Raw genomic sequence first — 19,600 nt, 5'->3', positions numbered from 1 at the left:
AAGCGGGATGAGCCGGATCGAGACCACCCATGTCGGAAGCCTTCCCCGCGGCGAGGCGCTGACGCCGCTCTTGCTCGCCCGCGACCATGGCGAGCCTTACGATCCCCAGGATTTCGACCGGGCCGTCCGCGCCGCGGTCGACGATGCGGTGCGCCGCCAGGTCGAGGCCGGCGTCTCGATCGTCAGTGACGGCGAGCTGGGCAAGGTCGGCTATTCGACCTACGTCATCGAGCGTCTGGAAGGATTTGGCGGCCACAGCGAGCGCAAGCCCGCGCTCGACCTCGCACCGCTGCCGGACCTGCGCCAGAAGCTTGCGGCGATCATGGGATCGCAGGAATTCACCCGCGCCTCCTGCATCGCCCCGGTGAAGCTGCGCACGTTGCAGCCGCTGCACGACGACATCGCCCGGTTCCGGGACGCGCTCGACCGCCATGGCGACGGCGCTCGAGGCTTCATGAACGCGGCATCGCCCGGACTCATCACGTCCTTTCAGCCCAACGCTTATTATCCGACCCACGAAGCCTATCTCGCCGACCTGGTCGACGCGATGCGGCCGGAATATGAGTCGATCGTGGCGGCCGGCTTCGATCTCCAGCTCGACTGCCCCGACCTCGCCATGTCGCGCCACACCGGATATCAGGACCTGGACGAGGCCGAATTCCTCAGGGTTGCCGAGGCGAATGTCGAGGCGCTCAACGCCGCCACCGCCGCCATCCCGCCGGAGCGGATGCGGATGCACGTCTGCTGGGGCAATTACGAGGGCCCGCACGACCACGACATTCCGCTCGAACGCGTGATCGGCCTCATCCTGAAGGCCCGTCCCGCCACGATCCTGTTCGAGGCGGCCAATCCGCGCCACGAGCATGAATGGAAGGTGTGGCGCGACGCCCGCCTCCCCGACGAGAAGATACTCGCTCCAGGCCTGATCGATACCTGCTCCAACTATCTGGAGCATCCCGAGCTCATCGCCCAGCGGGTCGAGCGCTTCGCCCGGATCGTGGGCGCGGACCGCGTGATTGCGAGCACCGATTGCGGCTTCGGGACCTTCGCCGGCTACGGCAAGATCGACCCGGTCGTCGCCTGGAAGAAGCTTGCGGCGCTGCGCGAAGGCGCGGACATGGCGGCCGCGCGCCTCTAGCGCATCGCAATCCCCGCGCGTCCATATCGACGCGCAGGGGTTCTCGGGCGCCCGAAGCAAGACCGCAACCACCCGGATAGATCCGGTCCTTCCCGATGCGCGGCCGCGACGATCCGCCAGCACGGCGACATTGTTGCGGCGGCGATACACCATCGAACTTTGTGTGCCCCGCTCACATTTCTCATTGTATGTCACACAAACATATGTAGCATCGAGATCCGGCTCTCCCCGCGATCAGAAAAAAGACGGGCGGCCGTTTGGATGGGAGGGGATATGATGGACAGGCTTCGGCTGCGTTCGCGCACCTCGTTTCTCGTTGCTTCCGTGTCTCTGATCGCCGCCGCCTCGCCCGCCGCCGCGCAGGACCTGGCGCAGCAAGCCGCCCGGCCCGGCGCCGCCCAGGACACGTCCGGGCAGGCCGAGCAGGAAATCCTCGTCACCGCCCAGTTTCGCGAGCAGCGCCTCCAGGACACGCCGCTGGCGATCACGGCCGTGCCGGCCGAACTGCTGGAGGCGCGCAGCCAGGAGAGCCTCGTCGAGGTCGCCAACCAGGCGCCGAACGTCACGCTGCGCCAGCAGGGCGCATCGTTCGGCCCGTCGATCGGCGCGTCGATCCGCGGCATCGGCCAGTTCGACTTCAACCCGGCCTACGAGCCCGGCGTCGGCCTCTATATCGACGACGTCTATTATTCCTCGCTCACCGGCGCCAATTTCGAGCTGCTCGACCTCGAGCGGATCGAGATACTGCGCGGGCCGCAAGGGACGCTTCAGGGCCGCAACTCCGTCGGCGGCGCGATCCGCCTGATCACCCGGCGCCCCGACGCGGACGGCGGCGGCTTCGTCGAAGCGACCTATGGCAGCCGCAACCATCTCGCTTTGCGTGGCGGCGCGACCTTCACGATCACCGATGGTCTCTACGCCCGTATCTCCGGTGCGGCGCGGCAGCAGGAAGGCTTCGTCGACCGCATCGACTATGGGTGCGCCAATCCGGGCGAGGGCATTCCGGCGACGCGATCAGGCGACAATTGCCGGATCAGCCGCCACGGCGGCGTCGGCTACACCGCCATTCGCGGCGCGCTCCGCTACAATCCCGGGCCCGTTGTCGACGTGATGCTGTCGGCCGACTACACCCGCGACCACCGCACGATCGCGCCGGAAGTGCTGGTCGCGACCCAAGCCCCGGGGAACACGCTCAACATCAATGTGCCGGCATATGACGACCGCTTCATCTGCGGCCGCTACTGCAACTATTCGGCGTTCGAGCAGGCCCCGGGGGTCTGGAACGGCCCGGCCGCCCCGGGCTTTCCGCTGGTGGGAACCCAGGGATCCGACGAAAGCACCTTCGAAGGCTGGGGCGTCGCTCTCAACATGGACTTCGGCCTGACCGACTGGGCTCAGCTGACGTCGATCAGCGCCTATCGCGAATGGAACCTCGACTTCTTTGCCGACGACGACCTTTCGCCCGCCACGATCGGCCTGGGCGAGAATCGGCTGGACTACTGGTTCTGGAGCCAGGAAGTCCGGGTGAACATGGAGGTCATGGATCGCCTCGATCTGACGGTCGGCGGCTATTACAGCGACCAGCGGACCACCTATTTCACCTTCCAGGACATTCGCTACGCGGCGATTCCGCTGCAGTTCCAGGGCAACGACCCGGTCAATGCCGACAATTGGGCGGTGTTCGGCACGGCGATCTGGAATCCGATCGATCCGCTGACGATCACCGGCGGCCTTCGCTATACCGAGGAGCATAAGGACTATACATTCTTCCGGCGGCAGCAGGACGGCGTCACGCTGAACCCGTTCCTCGGAATGCTCGACGGCGTGAAGGGCGTCTATGACGGCAACCGGACAGACTATCGGATCAGCATCGATTATCGCTTTTCGCCGGAAGTGCTGGTCTATGCGACGACGGCGACCGGCTTCAAGGGCGGAGGAATCGGCCCGCGGCCGTTCAATCCCGAACAGGCCCGGGGCTTCGACCCGGAAGTGCTCACCAGCTACGAGATCGGCCTCAAGACCGACCTGTTCGACAGGCGGCTGCGCTTCAATGCCGCCGCCTTCTACAGCGAGTATGACGGCATCCAGCTGGCCTTGCTGTCCTGTCCCCAGTTCGGCGGCCCGGGTCCGTGCGCGCTGCCGCAAAATGCCGGCGACGCCCACATCCAGGGCCTCGAGTTCGAGGTCTTCGCACGCCCGATCGACGGCCTGCAGATCGACGGCTCGCTGAGCTGGATCGACTTCGAATATCAGTGCGTCAACATCCAGGTCGTCCGCCCGCTCAATCCCGGCGAGGTCGACGAATGCTCCACCGATCCGGAAATCCTTGCCGGCCTTGGCGAACGGCCACCCGCCCTTCCCGAATGGAAATGGAGCTGGGGCGTCCAGTACGAAATACCCTTTCAGGGCGGCACGCTGACGCCGCGTTTCGACATGGCCTTTAACGGCGCGACCGCCGGCGGCGTCACCAGCGGGGGCTTTTCGCTGCCGTCCTTCCACATCGCCAATGCACGCCTGACCTGGCGCGATGCGGATGACGATTGGCAGGTGGCGCTCGAAGTCACCAACCTGTTCGAGGAATATTACTTCCTGACCTCCTTCGACCTTCGAGCCGCCGGCGCCGGCTTCGTCAAGGCCCAGCCGGGCCGTCCGCGGGAATGGGCGGTGACGGTGACTCGCCGCTTTTGATCGGAGGGTCTCGCCCTCCCGGTCCTGGATGGCCGGAAACTAGCGCTTTCGAACGAACAGGGCGCGTACCTGCTCCGGCACGCGATCGGCCCGGATGCCGCCCGGCCGTCGCCCGTCCTTCACCGTCCACACCCTCTTTTCCGTGCATTCGACGCAGACGGCCCGTCCCAGCAGCAGGCGATGGTTCACGGTAAAGCTGCTGTTTCCGAAAGCCGGCGCCGAAGTCTCGATCACCACCGTGTCGCCGTAGCGGGTCGGACGAAGGAATCGGGCGGCGACGTCCAGCATCGGAAAGCCGGCTATGTTCAGCTTGTTGATCATGTCGCGCTTGGGCGGCAGCCCCGCCGCCTCGAACAGCATGATGGTGCTCTCGCCGAACATGTCGAGGTAACGCGGAGTGTAGACGATCCCGGACGGGTCGCACTGACTCCACTCGATGCGCAACGCGCGCTGGAAATAGGGGGTCATCTAGAGCTCTGGACCCGTTCCGGCCGGAAGGTCAGCCCGCCATGCCGCTCGGCAAAGCGCCAGCCTTCGCCGGTCAGAACGAACCGATCGCGATAGGTGCCGACCAGCGGCGGCCCCTCGTCCCTGATCGCCGCGCCGCCGGCAGGATCGGAGGTCCCGGTGAAAAGCAGGATGACGCTGAATGCGGATGCCGCGCTAGAGCTCTCCACGTCGACGACGATGTTGGCACAGACGTGGCGGCTCGCCCGCGGCGGCCGGGCGAGGAAGCTCGCCAGCAAGGCCTCGCGCCCGACGATGGGAGCATCGGGCGCGGTCGGACGGGTCATCAGGCCGTCCTCGGCATAGAGGGCCGCCACCGCCTCCCAGCATCCCGCATCGTTGAGGTTGGCGTAGAGGTTGATCAAACGGGTGCATTCCCATTCGATCGAGAGGCGCTGGTCCGGAGTCATTCGTCGGGAAACCCCTCCCTGGCACGGCTGTTGTCGATCTCGATCGGCTTGCCGGTGACCGGATGATCGTAGTGAAAGGGCACGATATCGGTCGCCGGCCACAGCCGCGGCGGCGGATCGATCAGCGCGTCGGGGCCGAGAGGATCCTTGGGATAGAGCGTCTTCGCCATCGGGATGAAGTCGATCGGGGTCTTGGCCCAGCCTTCCGCAAAGCTGCCGTGCCAGAAGGGGAAGTAGCGCAGCGCCTTGATCTTCCACACGCCGTCCTCGCGAACATATTCGTTCTCGTAAATGCCGCCTTCCCACCAGGCGCGCTGCTCCCCCTTCGCCGTTTCGTGCAGGCCGGCCTGCATGGTCGACCGGCCGCGCGCCTTGGCGCTCTTCCGGTCCGGAGCGACGTGGATCACCATCTGGAGCTGCGGATGATCGAGCAGCCAGCCATATCGCGGACCGTTATGGCCGTCGGTGAACTGGGTCTGGAAGCGTTCGATATAGAGGCGGCGCACGCCCGCCTTGCCCCTGTAGATGCCACCCAGGAACCACACCTCGCCATCGTCGGCAAACAGGTCGACCACCTCTTCATACTGCGATTTGTCGATGAAGTAGCCGTAGGTGTATTGGAGCCGGCGGACGGCGTTGATGTCCTGCTCGACGCCGAGCTGGCGTTCGAGCTCGTCGATGCGTCTGGCGAGCTGCTGGATCGTCGGCTGGTCCGTCATTCGTGCGTCTCCTGCTGCGCTCAGGATAGGGACGCGTCCGGCGCTCGGCTAGCGCCCGATCGCTTCCAGCCGCTCGACCTCTTCACGATAGGGTCGGATACCCCGATACATGAACCAGGTGGCGGCCGGCATGAAGATCGCGGCCGTGATCAGGATCGCCAGCCACAGGCGTTCGGGATCGCCGACGACGAGATCGGCGACCAGGCCGATCACGAAGCTGCCCAGGGCGCCGAAGAAGGTGAACATGAACAGGTAGACCGCGGTCACCTGGCCGCGCATCTCGTTGGGCGCGATGCGCTGGATCGCGGCGTTCTGCGGCACGGCGCCGGCGAGGCCGAACATCGCAGCCAGCGCCATGCAGCCCAGCGCCAGCTCGGCGGTCGGCATGAGCGGCGCGGCGATCGAGACGATCGTTGTGCAGCCGAAGATCATCGCCGCGGCGCGGATATTGGCGTCCTTGTGGCGCTTGCCGAGCCAGGTCACGAAGACGCCGCCCAGGATGATGCCGAGCAGCATCCCGACGAGCAGCATCGGCGCCAGCACGTTGCCGATCTGCGCCTCGTCCCAGCCATAGGTACGAAGGACGAAAGGCACGCGCCACGCATTGATACCCTGGCTCTCCGTCGCCGCCAGCGCCAGCGCCGCGAATAACGGGTAGAAGACCCGCCCCCGCCTGTTGATCGCGCGCACGGCGTCGAAGCCGGTGAAGGCGACCAGCTTTCGGCCGAACGAGGCGTTTTCGGGCACCAGCCTCTCGACATCGGGCGAGGTCCGGCGCGGGGGCTCCCTGACGAACAGGAACAGGACCGCAATCAGGAGCCCGGGCAGACCGACGATGATCAGGATCCACTGCCAGTTGAAAATGGTGAGGCCGAGGAGATTCGACGTCTCTGGCCAGGTCGACGTCCAGGCGATCAGCTGTCCGCCGCCCCATGTGCCCAGCGTCACTCCCAGGATGAAGCCGAGCTGGAGCAAGGCGAAGACGAGCGGGATGCGGAGCGGCCGGAAAAAGTCCGCCAGCATCGAATAGGAGCCCGGCCCATGCGCCGAGCCGCCGGCACCCACGAAAAGACGGGTCGCCACGAACTGCCCGAAATTCTGGGCGAGCCCACCCAAAGCCGTGATCGACCCGATGACCGCGATTCCGGCGGACAGGACGTATTTGCGGGGAAAGATGTCGACGAGGCGGGCGAGCGGAATGCCTATGAACACATAAGCCAGCACCGTCGCCGGCCCCAGCAGGAAGCCGAGCGCGGTATCGCTCAGCCGGAAGCTGGTCTTGATCCGCTCCGCCAGCATCGCGAAGACGGTCATGTCGAAGAAGGACAGGAAGGTCGCCAGCACGATGACGAAGAGGGCGTAATAGCCCGCTTTCTCGGACGGCCAGGGTATCGGAGCGGCCGCGGTCTTGGCGGGCGGTGCCCCGGCGTCCGGCAGCCCGGCGACGGGCAGCGGGGCGGACGGACTCACGCGCCTGTTCCGTAGCGCTCGGCATCCATCGCCTGGCGCGCCTCGATATATCTGGCCATGGCCCTCGCGCGCTTCTCCTGACCCTCGAGATCGGCGTCGGGCGGCGGCAGCGCATCGAGCACCTGCTTGAACTGCGCCTCGAGCATCGGCCGCGCTTCCGGGTAGGGAATGATGTAGAAGCGATCTTCCTCGATCGCCGTCTTGACGTGGCCGGCGAGCTCCTCGGGATCCATGCCCTGCGAATAGATTTCGCGCAGCGCCGCAATCTCCCGCTCGTCCACGGCGAAGCCGCTGTTGGAAAGATGGGCCGGCCGAGTCTTCACCGATTCGGCGATGTTGGAGCGGATGTTGGCCGGGCACAGCACCGACACGCCCACGCCATATTTCCCGAGCGCGTCGCGCATCGCCATGCTGAGGCCGTGGACGGCGAATTTCGAGGCGGAATAGATTCCGGCGCCGCTATTGGCGAAGAAGGCGCCCAGCGACGCCGTGTTGACGATATGGCCGCCCTGGCCATGGGCGATCATTCGCGGCACGAAGGTCTGCAGGCCGTTGACGACGCCGCCGAGGTTGACGCCGAAGATCCAGTCATAATCGTCGTAGGCCGCCTTCTCGATCGGGCCGAAGATCGAGACGCCCGCCGTGTTGAACAGCAGGTGGATCGGGCCGAACACGCGCTCGCTCTCATCTGCAGCCGCCGCGAAGGCCTGGCGATCCGTGATGTCGAGCCGGATGCCGTACGCCTGGATCCCGAGCCTGCGCAGCTCGTCGAGGGCTGCGTCGATCGCCTCCTGGCGGATGTCGGCGATGACGACCTTGCAGCCGGCGGCGCCGAAGACCTTGGCCTGGCCGAGCCCCGCGCCGCTTGCGCCCCCGGTGATGAACACGGTCCTACCGGTGAAATCGCGCATAAGCCGCTCCTCAATTTCCGATCGTGAAGCCTGAGCGGCCGTGCTTGGGCCGCTCGCGTCCGCCGAGCGTCCGGAGACGAGCCGAAAGACTCGCGGCGTCGCCGCCGAGAACAACGGCCAGTCTCATTTGATGGGCGATGTCGGTCAGCGGGCCGGGCAGGCCCTGCTGCAAATCGTTCCCGGAGGGGCTGCGGGCGAGCGACGCGTCACGGCGATCGCGGCAAGACGGCTCCGCAGCGATTCGCGAGTCGACGTTGCCGGCCGCTTCGATCAGCGCGATCTTCACCGATCCCTCTCCCGATTCTGCGTGCGCGGTTCGTTCGCCGCGTTGTTGTCAGTGTCGCTTACTACCTACCTTTCCGTACCGGGCCGCGTGACGCAAGAGGAATCAGGCCGCCTGCTCCTCGGCCTGGGCCGCGCGCCAGCCGCCGTCGGCGTAGATCTTGCGGGCGACTTCGGCATAGGGGACCGGGCTGACGATCGCCCGCAGCTCGGTCTGGACGTGGCGCTCCACGGTCGGCTTGCGGGTGCCGCCATTCTCCTCGCCCCAGACGAGACTCAGTTCGGCGCCCGATTCCGAATGCTCGGCATCGATCATCGCCAGGGTCAGCATCTTGCCTTCATTGTAGCTATAGCCGATCCAGGTCGACAGGCCGACGGTCCGGCCGCCATGCACGACCCGGTCGTAGGGATGCATCGAATAGACCGCCGAGGGAAAGTCCATGAACTTGGGCTTGTCGCCCTTGCCGAGCATGCCGCGCCAGACCCGTGCAACGTCTTCATCGTCGAGGGCGAGGGTCACCTTCTTGCGATGCGGGCCGGCGGCCATCTTCTCCAGCGCCGCGCGGCCGATGAAGTCGTGATCGAATTTGACGAACGGGCCGTAGCCCAGGTCCCAGGGGGTGAGATAATAATCCTCGATGTCGTCGGAGACGAAGCTTCCGCCGATCGACGCCTTCGCGGCATAGCTGTCGGCCGGAAGCCATTCGCGGAACGGCCGCAAGGCCTCGCCCGTGTAGACGGCCGGCAAGGGCGAGGGGATCCAGCCCGATTCCAGCGTATTGCAGGAATAAGCGCGGCCGCCGACCAGGCGCAGGCCGAACTCCCGGCCCGCCTCGATCAAGGCCTGCCGAACCGCTTCGCCATCCTCCCACGGCCCGAACAGCTCGAAGCCGGGCTGGCCGGCCATGCCGTGACGGAGCGCACGGACCTGCTTTCCGCCGATAGTCATGTGGGTCATGTTGAAGAATTTGAGGTCGGGCGGCGTGCGGCCGGTCGCCTTTTCGATCACCTTCATCGCGTTGGGGCCCTGGACCTGGAAGCGATAGGATTTGCGCCGGCTGGGATCCTTGCGAGCCACCGTCCGCTCGTCGCGCTCGACCTTCACGTTCCAGTCGCCGGTGGCGGCGTGATATTCGACCCATTCGATGACCGGCGCCCGGCCGACCAGATTGAACTGGTTTTCGCCCAGGTAGAAGAGGATGACGTCCCCGATCACATAGCCGTCGGGGGTGCAGGGAACGAACTGCTTGGCCTTGTCGACGGTGAAGCCGTTGAAGCTGTTGACGCCCAGATGGTTGAGCATGGCGAAGGCGTCGGGCCCTTCGACCGCCAGATCGACCATATGGTAGGACTGGTTGAACAGGACGCAGGTCTGCTGCCAGGCGCGCACTTCTTCGCGCCAATTGGTATATTCGGCCGGCACGCCGGGATAGACGTTGGGCCCGGTCTGCTGATTGCGCAGAAGCTCGACCACGTTGCCCGCATCGCGCAGGGCTTCTTCCAGATTCTTGGCTGCCATTTTCCGTCTCCCAGCTTGGCCGCTTGCGGCGGAGGAGACCCTCCGGGGCGCAAGCCGAATAGAATATTCCTTTCGCATACCCGGGCATTTCACATTTGAGAAGGGCAGCGAAGCGTCGGCACGGACGCCCCGGTGGCGGGCACCGACAGAGCGCGGTACCAGGAGCGGGTTCGCTGAAGGGATCTGACCATGTTCGTCGCGGTCTATTGGTGGCGCGTCCATCCGGGCAAGGAAGAGCAATTCCGCCAGGCCTGGCGGCGCGGAACGGAGCATATCACCCGCATCTACGGCAGCCACGGATCACGCCTGCACCGCGAGCGAGACGGGCGTTTCGTCGCTTATGCGGAATGGCCTGACGAGGCGACCTGGCAGCGCGCCTATGAGGCGAAGATGGTCTATGACGATCCCGAAACTCGCGCGAAGTTCGTCGAGGCGATCGCCGAGACTCCGCCCGGGAACAAGCCGGCCTTCACCATGACGGTGACCGACGACCTGCTCACGCTGCATAGGGGCGGCGAGCCCGATCAATAATCCCGAGAGTAGCGCAGGTTGACGTTGGTCGCACTCGTCGAGCCGAACTGCGACAGCAGGCTCAACGTCCGGGACAGGGCGATTTCAAGCTGCATGGCGGTGAAGCCGCGGGCATCGGTGATCAGCTCGATGAAAATGTCGTCGCTGAGATACATGCCGGCGGCAACGGCCGTGCCGCGCCCGGTCGTGTCGTCTGCGCCGAGGATGCGGATGCTGGTGAAGCCCGCTGCCGAGCGCAGCTGGCCGAGCGGGTTGAGCCCGCCGCCGCCGCCTCTCAACGTGTTGAGCGAAGCCGCGAGCTGAACTGCCTGCAGCGCGGAGATTTCGGTCACGGAGCTGCCGAACAGGATCCGCGACATGACTTCCTCCTGCGGCAGGTTGGGGGTCGACGTGAAGGCGATCTGAGGATTGGTCGAACTCCCCGTCACGACGATCGCAACCTCGATCCCGTCGATGTCGCTCACGGCTTCGATCTCGATCTGCGGATTGGGCGGCCGATCGCCGGTGAAGGTGACATTGCCCCGTCGCACGTCGAAGCGGCGGCCGGCGAGGCTGAGCTCGCCCCTGATGAGATCAAGGTCGCCGATGATTCGCGGGGTCGCCGTCGTGCCCTGAACCCGAAGGTCCGCCGACCATTCGGAATCGAGCCCCATGCCCGAGACGAAGATCTGATTGTTGGCGCGCACGCGCAGGTCGAGCTCCCATATGCTCGGCACCGCATTATCCGCCTGCTGCGCGTCGGGCGGCGCGATCGGCTCGCCGCGGCGGCGGACCCCGGCCAGATCGCGCACCTCGGCGGCGGCCTGCCGAACAAATCGGTAGCGAGCCTCTGCGAGCGAGATGTCGCCAGATATCCGGGCGCCCGCGGGGCCGTTGACGACCGCGATCGTGCCGGTTGCGGTGGCGCCGATATCGTCGCTGCGGGCAAGTTGTGCATTCTCGAACTGAAGCCGGACATCGATCGGGAAGCCGGCCGCCGCCGCGAGGCCGACGCTTCCACGGCCAGTTACCGTGCCGTCGCCGGCGCGGCCGCTGAGCTGGGTGATTTCCAGTCGCGACGCGTCGAACCGACCGTTCAGCGCAAGGTTGGTGACGCGCGTTCCATATTGCTCGTTGACGTAGGTGAGGTTGTTGGCGCGAACGAGACCGACGAAACGCGGATCGTCCAGGCGTCCGCCGAAATCGGCAGCGATGACAATCGGTCCGCTCAACTGGTGCCCCGCCAAGTTTGCGAAGGACATCGGGACGTCCGCAGGGCCGTTATAGCGAATGCCACCGGAGAAGGGGGCGGCGAGCAGCCTCGTCATCCACGAGCCTTGCCCCGGAGGCAACGGCTGGAGCGTCGCCTGCACTCGGCCGATGACGCTTCCGCCGCGGCGGATCACCGTCGCCAGCCGACCGCCTTCGGGTCTCAGGCTTCCGGCGAGCGCCAGATCGACCGGCACGGAACGCGTCGCCAGTCCGGTGCGCGTAAAGTTCGCGATGTTGAGCCGAGCCTCGGCTCGCGGGAAGGAGCCGTCCCCCGGTTGGGCGAAATCGAGGCTGCCCGTCGCACGGCCGCCGAGGCCGAGCTCCGGTGAGAAGGCATTGAGAAGCGACAGGTCGAGGCTGTCGATGCGGGACTGGACGACAAGGTCTTCACCCCACAAGCCGGCGAGGCGAATCCGTCCCTGCTGAAGGCCCACCGTCACCGGCTGCAATCGCCAGCCGGCCGCCTCTCGGCGGATCTCGGCCGGCTCGGCAAAGCGGAACGGGATATTGTTGACCTGGCCCTGCATGGCCGCGCGGATCACCTCCGGCGCCAGCGCGGCGTTGACGGCGACACGGAAGGGAACTCCGCTCCTGCCTTCCGCGAAGAGCTGCGCCCGTCCGGTGCCGCCCTGATAGTCGAGTCGGAGCCGCGCCCGAGCAATGGAGAGATTGCCGCTGGAAAGACCGGCGACTTGCGCGTCCCCCACGATCGACGGCGTGGGCGTGAGAATCGCCGTGGCGCGAACGACGCCGCGCTGGATGGTGATCGGTATGTCGCCGGGCGTGCGCGCGCCGTTCGCGGCGGCGGCGATGTCGATTCGCTGGTAGGCGCCGGCCGCGCTGAGCTGCACGGTGCCGTCCAGTCCCTGCCCAACCAGTGTCAGCGTGCCCGCAAAGGGGCCGGCCGCCGTCTGCACGATTCGCCCCTGGAAATCGATCCCGGCGAAGGTCAGGCGATTGATCGCGACCGTCAGCGGCCCGCTGTCGCTGGCGATCACGACGTCCGCGGTGAACGGGCCATAATCGGATTCCCCGGTCGCCTCTATCGACCACCCCCCGGCCGCCGAGCGCACCGTCGCCTCCACGTCGCGAAGACCGACGCCGAAACCGGGGCTGGCGGCAGTCAGCCGAACGTTCGGAGAGGCCGGTGTGCCGGTGACCGCCACGGTCAAGGGGCCATAGGAATCGCTGACCCCGGCGAGTCTGAAATCGACCGTCCCGTCCGGCCGGTACACGCCGCTTCCCGAGGTGACCCGCAGGAGCGGCGAGGCGAGCCTGACGTCGCCGATCCTGATCAGGCCCGAGGAGTCGACCGCGACGTTGGCGGTGATCGTGCCGGGACCGCCGAGCAAGCCGGCGACCGTTTCGTTGTCGATACGCCGGGTTCGCGCCGCGACGCGGCCGCGCAGGCCGAAGCCCCCGGACTCACTGACCATGTCCAGATTGGCCGTGATGTCGAACAGGCCGACGCCGTCGACCAGATAATTGTCCACGCGGCCCTGAATGCCGACCAGATACTGGCCGGACGACAGATCGAAGGCCAGTGCCAGGGTCGCATCGATCCGGTCGGATCGGATGCGGAGATTGTCGGAAACCAGACGCGTGCCGGCGATTCCGATCTCCCCGTCCAGCCGTACGTTGGTGATGGTCCCGCCGGCGATCGCGTCGAAGCCGGTGATTCGCGTGGCTTGTGCGGACACCGGAACGATCATGTCTCCCGCGCGGACGCGGGCGCTGCCGACGGCGCGAAGCCCTTCCACCGTGGTCGTATCGAAGGTGAGTCGCGCGGCCCGCAGGTCGTAGGCGACGCCGGGAGTCGCGAAGGCGCCGTTGAGCACCAAAGCGATCCGCACGTCGCGGCCGGAGAGGTCGGGGGCGATCACGCCCGGCTGGATGAGCCGCGCCGCCACGCGCAGATTCTCGAACCGGTTGCGGCCAAGATCGACCAGGCCCTCGGCCGCAACCGCGAGCGCCGCGCTGCGAAGACGCAGCCTGACGTCTGCGCGGCGATTTTCGAAGCTCGTGACGAGATTCACCTGGGCCAGCGGACCGGCGAGCCGTTCGACCGGACCTTCGACGAGCAGGCCGGGACGCAGCGGCCCCCGAACGGTGAAGGTGCCGTCCTGCGCGGACAAAGCGAGGTCGGCGAGGCCACGACCGCCGAGCAGGGCCCGTGCCCGACCTTGCCAGTTGGTCCAGTCGCCGCGGCCCTCGAGCCTTGCAGCGATCGGCTGGTCGATTCCGATCATCCCTGCGAGAAAGCCGTTGCCGGGGCCGCGCAGGGCGACGTCAATGTCGAGCCGGTTGGCCGCCGGCACGGCGTCCAGGCGAAGAACGAGCCGGTCGCCGCCAGGGAGCCCGGCAGCGGCGACGGTGCCGAGCGCAAGGCCGACTTCGGCGCGTCCGTCCGCGATCCTGGCGCGGCTGTCGATCGACAGAAGATGGCGCCGGCCCGTCACCGCCGGGTCGACGAGCAGCCGGCCGATCCGGAGCCGACCGATATCGATGTCGATGTCCGGGAGCAGAGGCGCGTCCGGATCGCCGGCACGAAGCTCCGGGAGCCGATGGATTCGCGCCTGCGGGATGATCAGGGACCGGATGTCGATATGGTTACGGAAGTAGGCCAAGGGCCGATAGGCCAGATCGGCGGTCGGCGCCCGCAAGAAGACCCCGCGCGGATCGCTGAGTGCGAGATCATGAAGCGTGAGCTCGCCGAACACCGAGCCCTCGATGCGACCGACATGGACCTGGAGCCCTGACGCCGCTTCGAAATTGTTGATCTGCCGGACGATGAAGCTGCGGCCGGGATCGGTATTGAGCCAGAGCAGCAGAGCGATGACCAGCCCGAAAATTCCCAGCAGGACGATGCCGGCCCATTTCGCTGCAACTCTCGCGGGATGGCGTCGGACGATGAGGGCCGAGGGAGGCTCCGCCTGCGTCGCCATCAGAATGCCTGCCCGATCGAGACGTAGACAGAGACGCGCGATTCACCTTCGCGCCGGCTGATCGGCGTCGCCACATCGAGCCTGATCGGCCCGAAATTGGTGTAGAGCCGGGCGCCGATGCCCACGCCGAAGCGGATGTCGCCGAAGGTCGGATACTGGCTCTCGTAAACCTGGCCGGCATCCACGAAGGCGACGGCGCCGTAATTGCCGAACCGGTAGCGGCCTTCGATAGCGAACTCGCTGAGGCTGCGGCCGCCGAGCGGGATGTTGTTCTCGTCGCGCGGCCCGAGCTCCTGAAAGCCGAACCCGCGCACCGAGCCGCCGCCGCCGGCATAGAAGCGACGCGACGGCGCGAGATCGTCGCGCGCGATGCCGTAGATAGATCCGAAGCGCGCCCGACCGGCCAGGACGAAGCTCTCGCCGAATGGATAATAAGCGCTGCCTTCGACGAGGTTGCGGACATAGACGTCGGTGCCGTTGCCGAGCGAGGCTTCCGGGTTGACGCGCGCGAGCAAACGGAAACCCCGGGTCGGATCGAGCAGGCTGTTGGACCTATCGTATCCGACCTGGCCGATGAGGCCGCCGATGAAATAAGCGTCGCTCAACGAGAGCTGAGCGCGCCCCTGCCGCGATTCGTTCGTCGCGAGGATCTCGGCGCCGTAGGCGTAGGTCCACACCTTCTGCCATATCGGCGTCGATTCCCGCGAGACCAGCCCGTACAATCGCGCCGTATAGCCCTGGAATGCCTCATAGTCGCGCTGGCCCGCCTCGAGCTGGAGCAGCAGGAAGCGGTCGCGCTGGCGCCAGTTGCTGCGCCGGAAGCGGACGCTGATATTCTGCTCGGCAGTTCCCGCGATCGCCGCGAAGCGAAGCGCGCCTTCCGGCGGAAAAAGGTTGCGATGCTCCCAGGCCGCCTCGACCCGGAAGCCCTCTCCCGTGCTGTAGCCGGCCTGGCCGTCGATCGAGCGGGCAGGGCCGGCATCCTGCCGCACGAGGATGTTCACATATTCGGTTCCGTCCTCCGCCGTCTCGCCGGTAAGCACGGGCTCGGCCGAGACGCTCTCGAACAAGCGGGTGGCGACCATCGACTCGCGCAGATCGTCGACCCTGCGCCGGTCGTAGAGGTCGCCGCGCTCGAAGCGCGCGAGGACGCCGACATGCTCGGCGTCGAAGGCGAGATTGCCTTCGGTGGTGAAGCCGCCGAAGCGCGCCCGCGGGCCAGGCGTGACGGGCAGCGTGTAATCGCCGATCTGGGTCTGAGGATCCAGCAGGATGTCGCGCAGCCCGATCTCGGGAAAGGGATAGCCCTGCTGCGGCAGGCGGAGCAGCACGTTCGCCTCGGCCGCCTCGACCTCCGCAGCGATGATCGGCCGGCCGCTCTCCAGCGCCAGCGCCTCGCGGGCGAGCCCCGGCGGCACCGTTTCCGGACCGTCGATCCGAATTTCGCCGAGGCGATAGATGTAGCCGGGTGAGGCGGTGAGGACGACCCGGAGTGCGCGCGGATTCTCGGGAACGGTTTCGATCGAGGACGCGGCGACCGCATCATAATAGCCTTCGGATCGCAACAGCCGGACGAGCAGGACTTCGTCCTCCTCGGCCCGGGCCGCGATCATCGCTCCGTTGACCGCCTCTCCGTGCGCATCCTCCAGCGCGGAAAGACTGCGGAACCGCCCCTCCAGGTCGGTTCCCTCGAGCCCTTCCACGACCAGCGTATAGCGGATCGGCGCCGGCTCGCCGCCGTCCTCGACCTCGCCGATATCGGCGGGCTCGACGTCGGTAACCGACAATGGAGGCAGCGGTTCTGAGAGAGCCGGATCGCCGAGCGGCGCGTCCCCGACCGGACCGGGTACCGGCGGGAAAGGCGCAGGATCAGGCGCCAGCCCCTCGATCGGCTCGAGCGGCGTGATCAGCTCCGGATCGAGCGGCGGCAACGCTTCCTCGAACGCGGAATCGGGAACGATCGGCTCATCGCCGAGGGGAATCTGATCCGCGGGCTGAGCCTGCCGAGCTTGCGCGGCGAAAGGCGCCACGAGGACGCCTCCGGCGATCGCGGCCCACAAAATGCGCGCTTCTCTCAATCTTCCCCGCTCGCCCCACGGGCTAATAAGTGCCGGCTACGCAACGAAGAAGCCTCGATAAGGTTCAATTGACTCCGGCTGTCCGGGTGGGCGCCGCCGGAACGACCGGGGCCGTTCCGTCGCCGACGACCGCAAATCCGGACCAGTAGTAGGGATGGGAGGTTTCCGCCTGATCCATCAGACCAAGCTGCGCCATCCGGAGGGCCGTGGCGGTGCCGGTCCCGGGCGGGGCCTGGAACAGACCCGAGATCAACCTTTGGGTGGCATCAAAATCATCGGGAACGGGCCAGTGGCTGGCGACGACAATGCGACCGCCGGCGCCGACGAAGGCCCGCACCAGCCCGTCCAGCGCGAATTCGCCCCCGGTGGAAATTCCGGCCGCCTCGGCGGCGGCGCGGCCACCATGCCCCGCCGTGTCGCAGGCGGAGAGAATGACGAGGTCGGCGTCGAGCCGCAGGTCGAATATCTCGGCGAAGGTCAGAAGTCCGTCCGAACCCTCTCCGCCGAAGCTGGTGAGCAAGGCCGGCTGGGCCGGGCATTCGGGCCGGGGGCCGCTCACCAGGCCGTGGGTCGCGAAGTGGAGGATCCGGAACTCGTCGAGGTCCTGCCGCTGCACGATGCGGGTGTCGGTGAAGGCCTCGCCGGTGACGACCTCGCCCCCGCTCCCCCTCGTCGACGCAATGGCGCTGCGGGCGGTGAACAATTCGGCGGCCGAGATCGGGCGGTTCCAGGCGAGAAGCGGCCAGGCGCAGCCGTCCTGCGCACCGGCGCCGCGCGTACCGGTCGGAGCGCCATATGCCTGGCCCACCGGATCGTTCTGGCCGAAGCCGAGATAATCGGCCGACGCGCGGGAAGCCGGCGCCTGGCGGACGTCGCGAAAGGCGCGGGCGGAAACGGCGGTGCTGACGTCGCGGCGGCGGCCGAGCCATTCGATGCCGCGAAAGTCGAATCCGTCGCTGGCGGGGTCGGCGGCACGGGCCTGATAGGCCTCGACGCCGGCTCGGTCCATGACGAGCAGGTTGGGAGGGAGGCGAAGCAGCGCCCCGTCCGGCTCGAAAACGAGATGCGTGACGCCCGCCATCGCGGCGTCGACCGGGGCGAAGAGTTCCCGATAGAGCTGATGGGCCAGAGCGACGTCGAAGGGGTAGGTGAGCTGCTGGTTGTTCTCGACGAGGGAGATGGTCGCCCGCAGCGCGTCGACCTGGCTTTCCAGCTCGGCCGGGCTGGCGCCCAGCCGGAAGGCCCGCGCACTTTCCGGCGTGACGAACATTCCGTAGGCGGCATCGTCCAGCGCCATCAACTTGTAATAGGCTTCGCCCGACCGAAGCAGTGCCTGGACGTCGGCGAGCGTGATGGCGTTGCTGGCGACGACGCGATAGCGCGGGAATTCGGCCAGCCGGGCCTGGGTGACGAGCTGGTCCTGCTGCATCCGTTCGGCCGACTGACGTAGCGCCGCCGCCCGCTCCGCATCCGCCGGGGTTCGAGCCTCGTCGGCCTCGATGCGCGCCAGCTCGATCCTGGCGCGCTCGATCTCTCTGGTGAGCGTTACCGACTGACGGAACAAGCGGGCCGCCTCGTCGCTGCCCCCGCTGAGTTCGCGGGCCAGAATGGCCTGGGTCTGGGCGACTCCCGGCCTGACGAGGACCTGGCTGGCGGCGAACAGGTCCGCAACCGCGGCCGGGTCGTCGCCGCGCTCGGCCAGCAAGGCGAAATAGGGCGCAAGGAGCCTGCGCAAGGTCGGCGAACTGTCGCCGCCCTGCGCTACTGCCGCGACGATCTGGCGGAACAAGGCGGTCGCCTCTTCGGTGCGGCCGGTACGAGCATGGAAGCCCGCCAGCCTTCCCTGGGCGCTGAGCAGCGCGGGTGAACCCGGATAGTCGATCTCCAGGAGGTCGACGGCGGCCCGATGCAGACGTTCCGCTTCCGTCTGATCACCGCGCGCTTCGGCGATCGACGCCAGCTCGGCCAGGATCTGAGCGCGCATCCACATGGTGGCGGCGATCCTGCCCTCCCGGATCGCGACCAGCTGATCAAGCGCAGCAGTCAACGGGCCGATCGCCTCCGCATCACGGCCCAGAAGGCGCATCACGGTCCCACGCAGCTGAAGCGCCTGGCCGTCAAGTATCCTGGCTTTGTCCTGGGGTGTGAGCCCTTCGATGCCGCCGAGCTGCCGCGAGCCGGGCGATTCGGCGGTGAGCTGCGCAGCCGTGCCAGGATCGATTACCAGCTCCCGGACCTGCTCCACTGCCGCCAGCGTGGGCAGCGGCCGGTCGAGTTCGGCCAGCGCCTGTTCCGCCAATCCCTGGTTGAGCAGATGCATCGCCCTGTAATTGCGCAGCCGTCGCGCCGTTACCGGCTCCGTCCCCGCAACCTCCGAGGCTCGTGCGAACAGGGTCTCGGCCTCGGCATAACGGCCGAGGTTGGATTTCTGCAGAGCTTCGTTGGCCAAGGCCTCGGCACGCGCCGTCAGGCTCTCGTCGCGGCTGGTGATCTGGCCGAAAAACTCGGCCGCTTCCGCATAGCTGCCCGCATTGTTGCGTCGGTAGGCTTCCGCAAGTGCGCGCTGCGGGTCCAATGTGCCCGCCTGGGCCCGCGCAAACGCTGCGGGATCGCCGGCGCCCGTCGTGGCGACCGACACTTCACCCTCGACTTCGCGTTCCTCGACGACGCTCCTCAATCCAAGCCGGAGCGCGCTGTCATAGCCGCCGAGCCCTTCGGCGACGTAAACTGTATCGCCGGCGCGCTTGACGTAAGCGACGTAGGCGATGTCGGCTGCGGCAAGCCGGCACGACAGCGTTTCGACGGCACCGAGGCCGGGCAGCTCGGCGGGAGCGCCCGTATCGCAGGCAGCGCGCTCGGCGCGGATCGCCGCCAGCCGGCCCAGCGGATCGTCATCGCGGCTGCGCAAGGCATAGATCTGGCCGACCGGAGCCGACGCGTCGCGGCAAACGATCGAATAGCCGCGATCGAACATGTTTGTCAGGGCGGGGTCGGCCAGCATCGCCTGAGCCGTGCACAGGACGCCGCTGCCCGATCCGATACGAAAACTATCCCGATAACTCAGCGGCTGCGCCGCCGCCGGAGCCTGGGAGGTCAGCCCCGCGATCAGCAGGGCCGCGAGGCCCAGGTAGCGCGGCTTCGTCGAGTCCAT

General features: G+C 67.1%; 13 protein-coding genes. 3 read left to right on the top strand and 10 right to left on the bottom strand.

Annotation, left to right across the window (positions count from 1 at the left end; translation table 11 throughout):
- Positions 1-7 precede the first annotated feature (7 nt).
- The gene (locus EKM57_RS16840; RefSeq protein ID WP_129793678.1) at positions 8-1,138 is read left to right on the top strand and encodes a cobalamin-independent methionine synthase II family protein; all 1,131 of its coding nucleotides are present in this window, start codon (positions 8-10) and stop codon (positions 1,136-1,138) included.
- A gap of 273 nt (positions 1,139-1,411) precedes the next feature.
- On the top strand, positions 1,412-3,826 hold the full coding sequence (locus tag EKM57_RS16835) for a TonB-dependent receptor (protein ID WP_243451098.1): 2,415 nt from the start codon (positions 1,412-1,414) through the stop codon (positions 3,824-3,826).
- Positions 3,827-3,865: 39 nt separating this feature from the next.
- Here the strand turns inward: EKM57_RS16835 and EKM57_RS16830 are convergent, their stop codons facing one another.
- From EKM57_RS16830 to EKM57_RS16800, 7 genes are all read right to left on the bottom strand, one after another.
- Positions 3,866-4,294 carry a thioesterase family protein gene (locus tag EKM57_RS16830; RefSeq protein WP_129793677.1) on the bottom strand — a complete coding sequence of 143 codons (429 nt, stop codon included), beginning with the start codon at positions 4,292-4,294 and terminating at the stop codon, positions 3,866-3,868.
- Positions 4,291-4,743: a nuclear transport factor 2 family protein gene (locus EKM57_RS16825; protein ID WP_129793676.1), complete on the bottom strand. Its 453-nt coding sequence runs from the start codon at positions 4,741-4,743 to the stop codon at positions 4,291-4,293. The genes EKM57_RS16830 and EKM57_RS16825 overlap by 4 nt, the downstream gene beginning before the upstream one ends.
- Positions 4,740-5,462, bottom strand: a complete 723-nt coding sequence (locus tag EKM57_RS16820) for a nuclear transport factor 2 family protein (RefSeq protein WP_129793675.1) — start codon at positions 5,460-5,462, stop codon at positions 4,740-4,742. The genes EKM57_RS16825 and EKM57_RS16820 overlap by 4 nt, the downstream gene beginning before the upstream one ends.
- Before the next feature lie 48 nt (positions 5,463-5,510).
- Positions 5,511-6,932: an MFS transporter gene (locus tag EKM57_RS16815; protein ID WP_243451097.1), complete on the bottom strand. Its 1,422-nt coding sequence runs from the start codon at positions 6,930-6,932 to the stop codon at positions 5,511-5,513.
- On the bottom strand, positions 6,929-7,843 hold the full coding sequence (locus tag EKM57_RS16810) for an SDR family NAD(P)-dependent oxidoreductase (RefSeq protein ID WP_129793674.1): 915 nt from the start codon (positions 7,841-7,843) through the stop codon (positions 6,929-6,931). Before EKM57_RS16810 ends, EKM57_RS16815 begins: the two co-directional genes overlap by 4 nt.
- A 10-nt stretch (positions 7,844-7,853) precedes the next feature.
- On the bottom strand, positions 7,854-8,129 hold the full coding sequence (locus EKM57_RS16805) for a hypothetical protein (RefSeq protein WP_129793673.1): 276 nt from the start codon (positions 8,127-8,129) through the stop codon (positions 7,854-7,856).
- A gap of 102 nt (positions 8,130-8,231) precedes the next feature.
- Entirely contained in the window at positions 8,232-9,644 is a 1,413-nt protein-coding gene (locus tag EKM57_RS16800) for an aminomethyltransferase family protein (protein WP_129793672.1), read from the bottom strand.
- 189 nt (positions 9,645-9,833) lie between these two features.
- On the opposite strand from EKM57_RS16800, the gene EKM57_RS16795 reads away from it, so the two are divergent.
- On the top strand, positions 9,834-10,175 hold the full coding sequence (locus EKM57_RS16795) for an antibiotic biosynthesis monooxygenase (protein WP_129793671.1): 342 nt from the start codon (positions 9,834-9,836) through the stop codon (positions 10,173-10,175).
- Here EKM57_RS16795 and EKM57_RS16790 read toward each other — a convergent pair.
- From EKM57_RS16790 to EKM57_RS16780, 3 genes are all read right to left on the bottom strand, one after another.
- A complete protein-coding gene (locus EKM57_RS16790; protein ID WP_129793670.1) occupies positions 10,169-14,371 on the bottom strand; it encodes a translocation/assembly module TamB domain-containing protein in 4,203 nt (1,400 codons plus the stop codon). The genes EKM57_RS16795 and EKM57_RS16790 overlap by 7 nt on opposite strands.
- A complete protein-coding gene (locus EKM57_RS16785) occupies positions 14,371-16,401 on the bottom strand; it encodes an autotransporter assembly complex family protein (RefSeq protein ID WP_243451096.1) in 2,031 nt (676 codons plus the stop codon). The genes EKM57_RS16790 and EKM57_RS16785 overlap by 1 nt, the downstream gene beginning before the upstream one ends.
- A gap of 112 nt (positions 16,402-16,513) precedes the next feature.
- Positions 16,514-19,600 (bottom strand): CHAT domain-containing tetratricopeptide repeat protein, encoded by a 3,087-nt coding sequence (locus tag EKM57_RS16780; RefSeq protein WP_129793668.1) that lies wholly within the window; start codon positions 19,598-19,600, stop codon positions 16,514-16,516.

Origin of the sequence: Sphingosinicella sp. CPCC 101087 (assembly GCF_004151485.1) — a bacterium.
Classification (GTDB): domain Bacteria; phylum Pseudomonadota; class Alphaproteobacteria; order Sphingomonadales; family Sphingomonadaceae; genus Allosphingosinicella.
The sequence above is the reverse complement of the archived record's forward strand: the minus strand, read 5'-3'. Positions and strand labels throughout refer to the sequence as shown.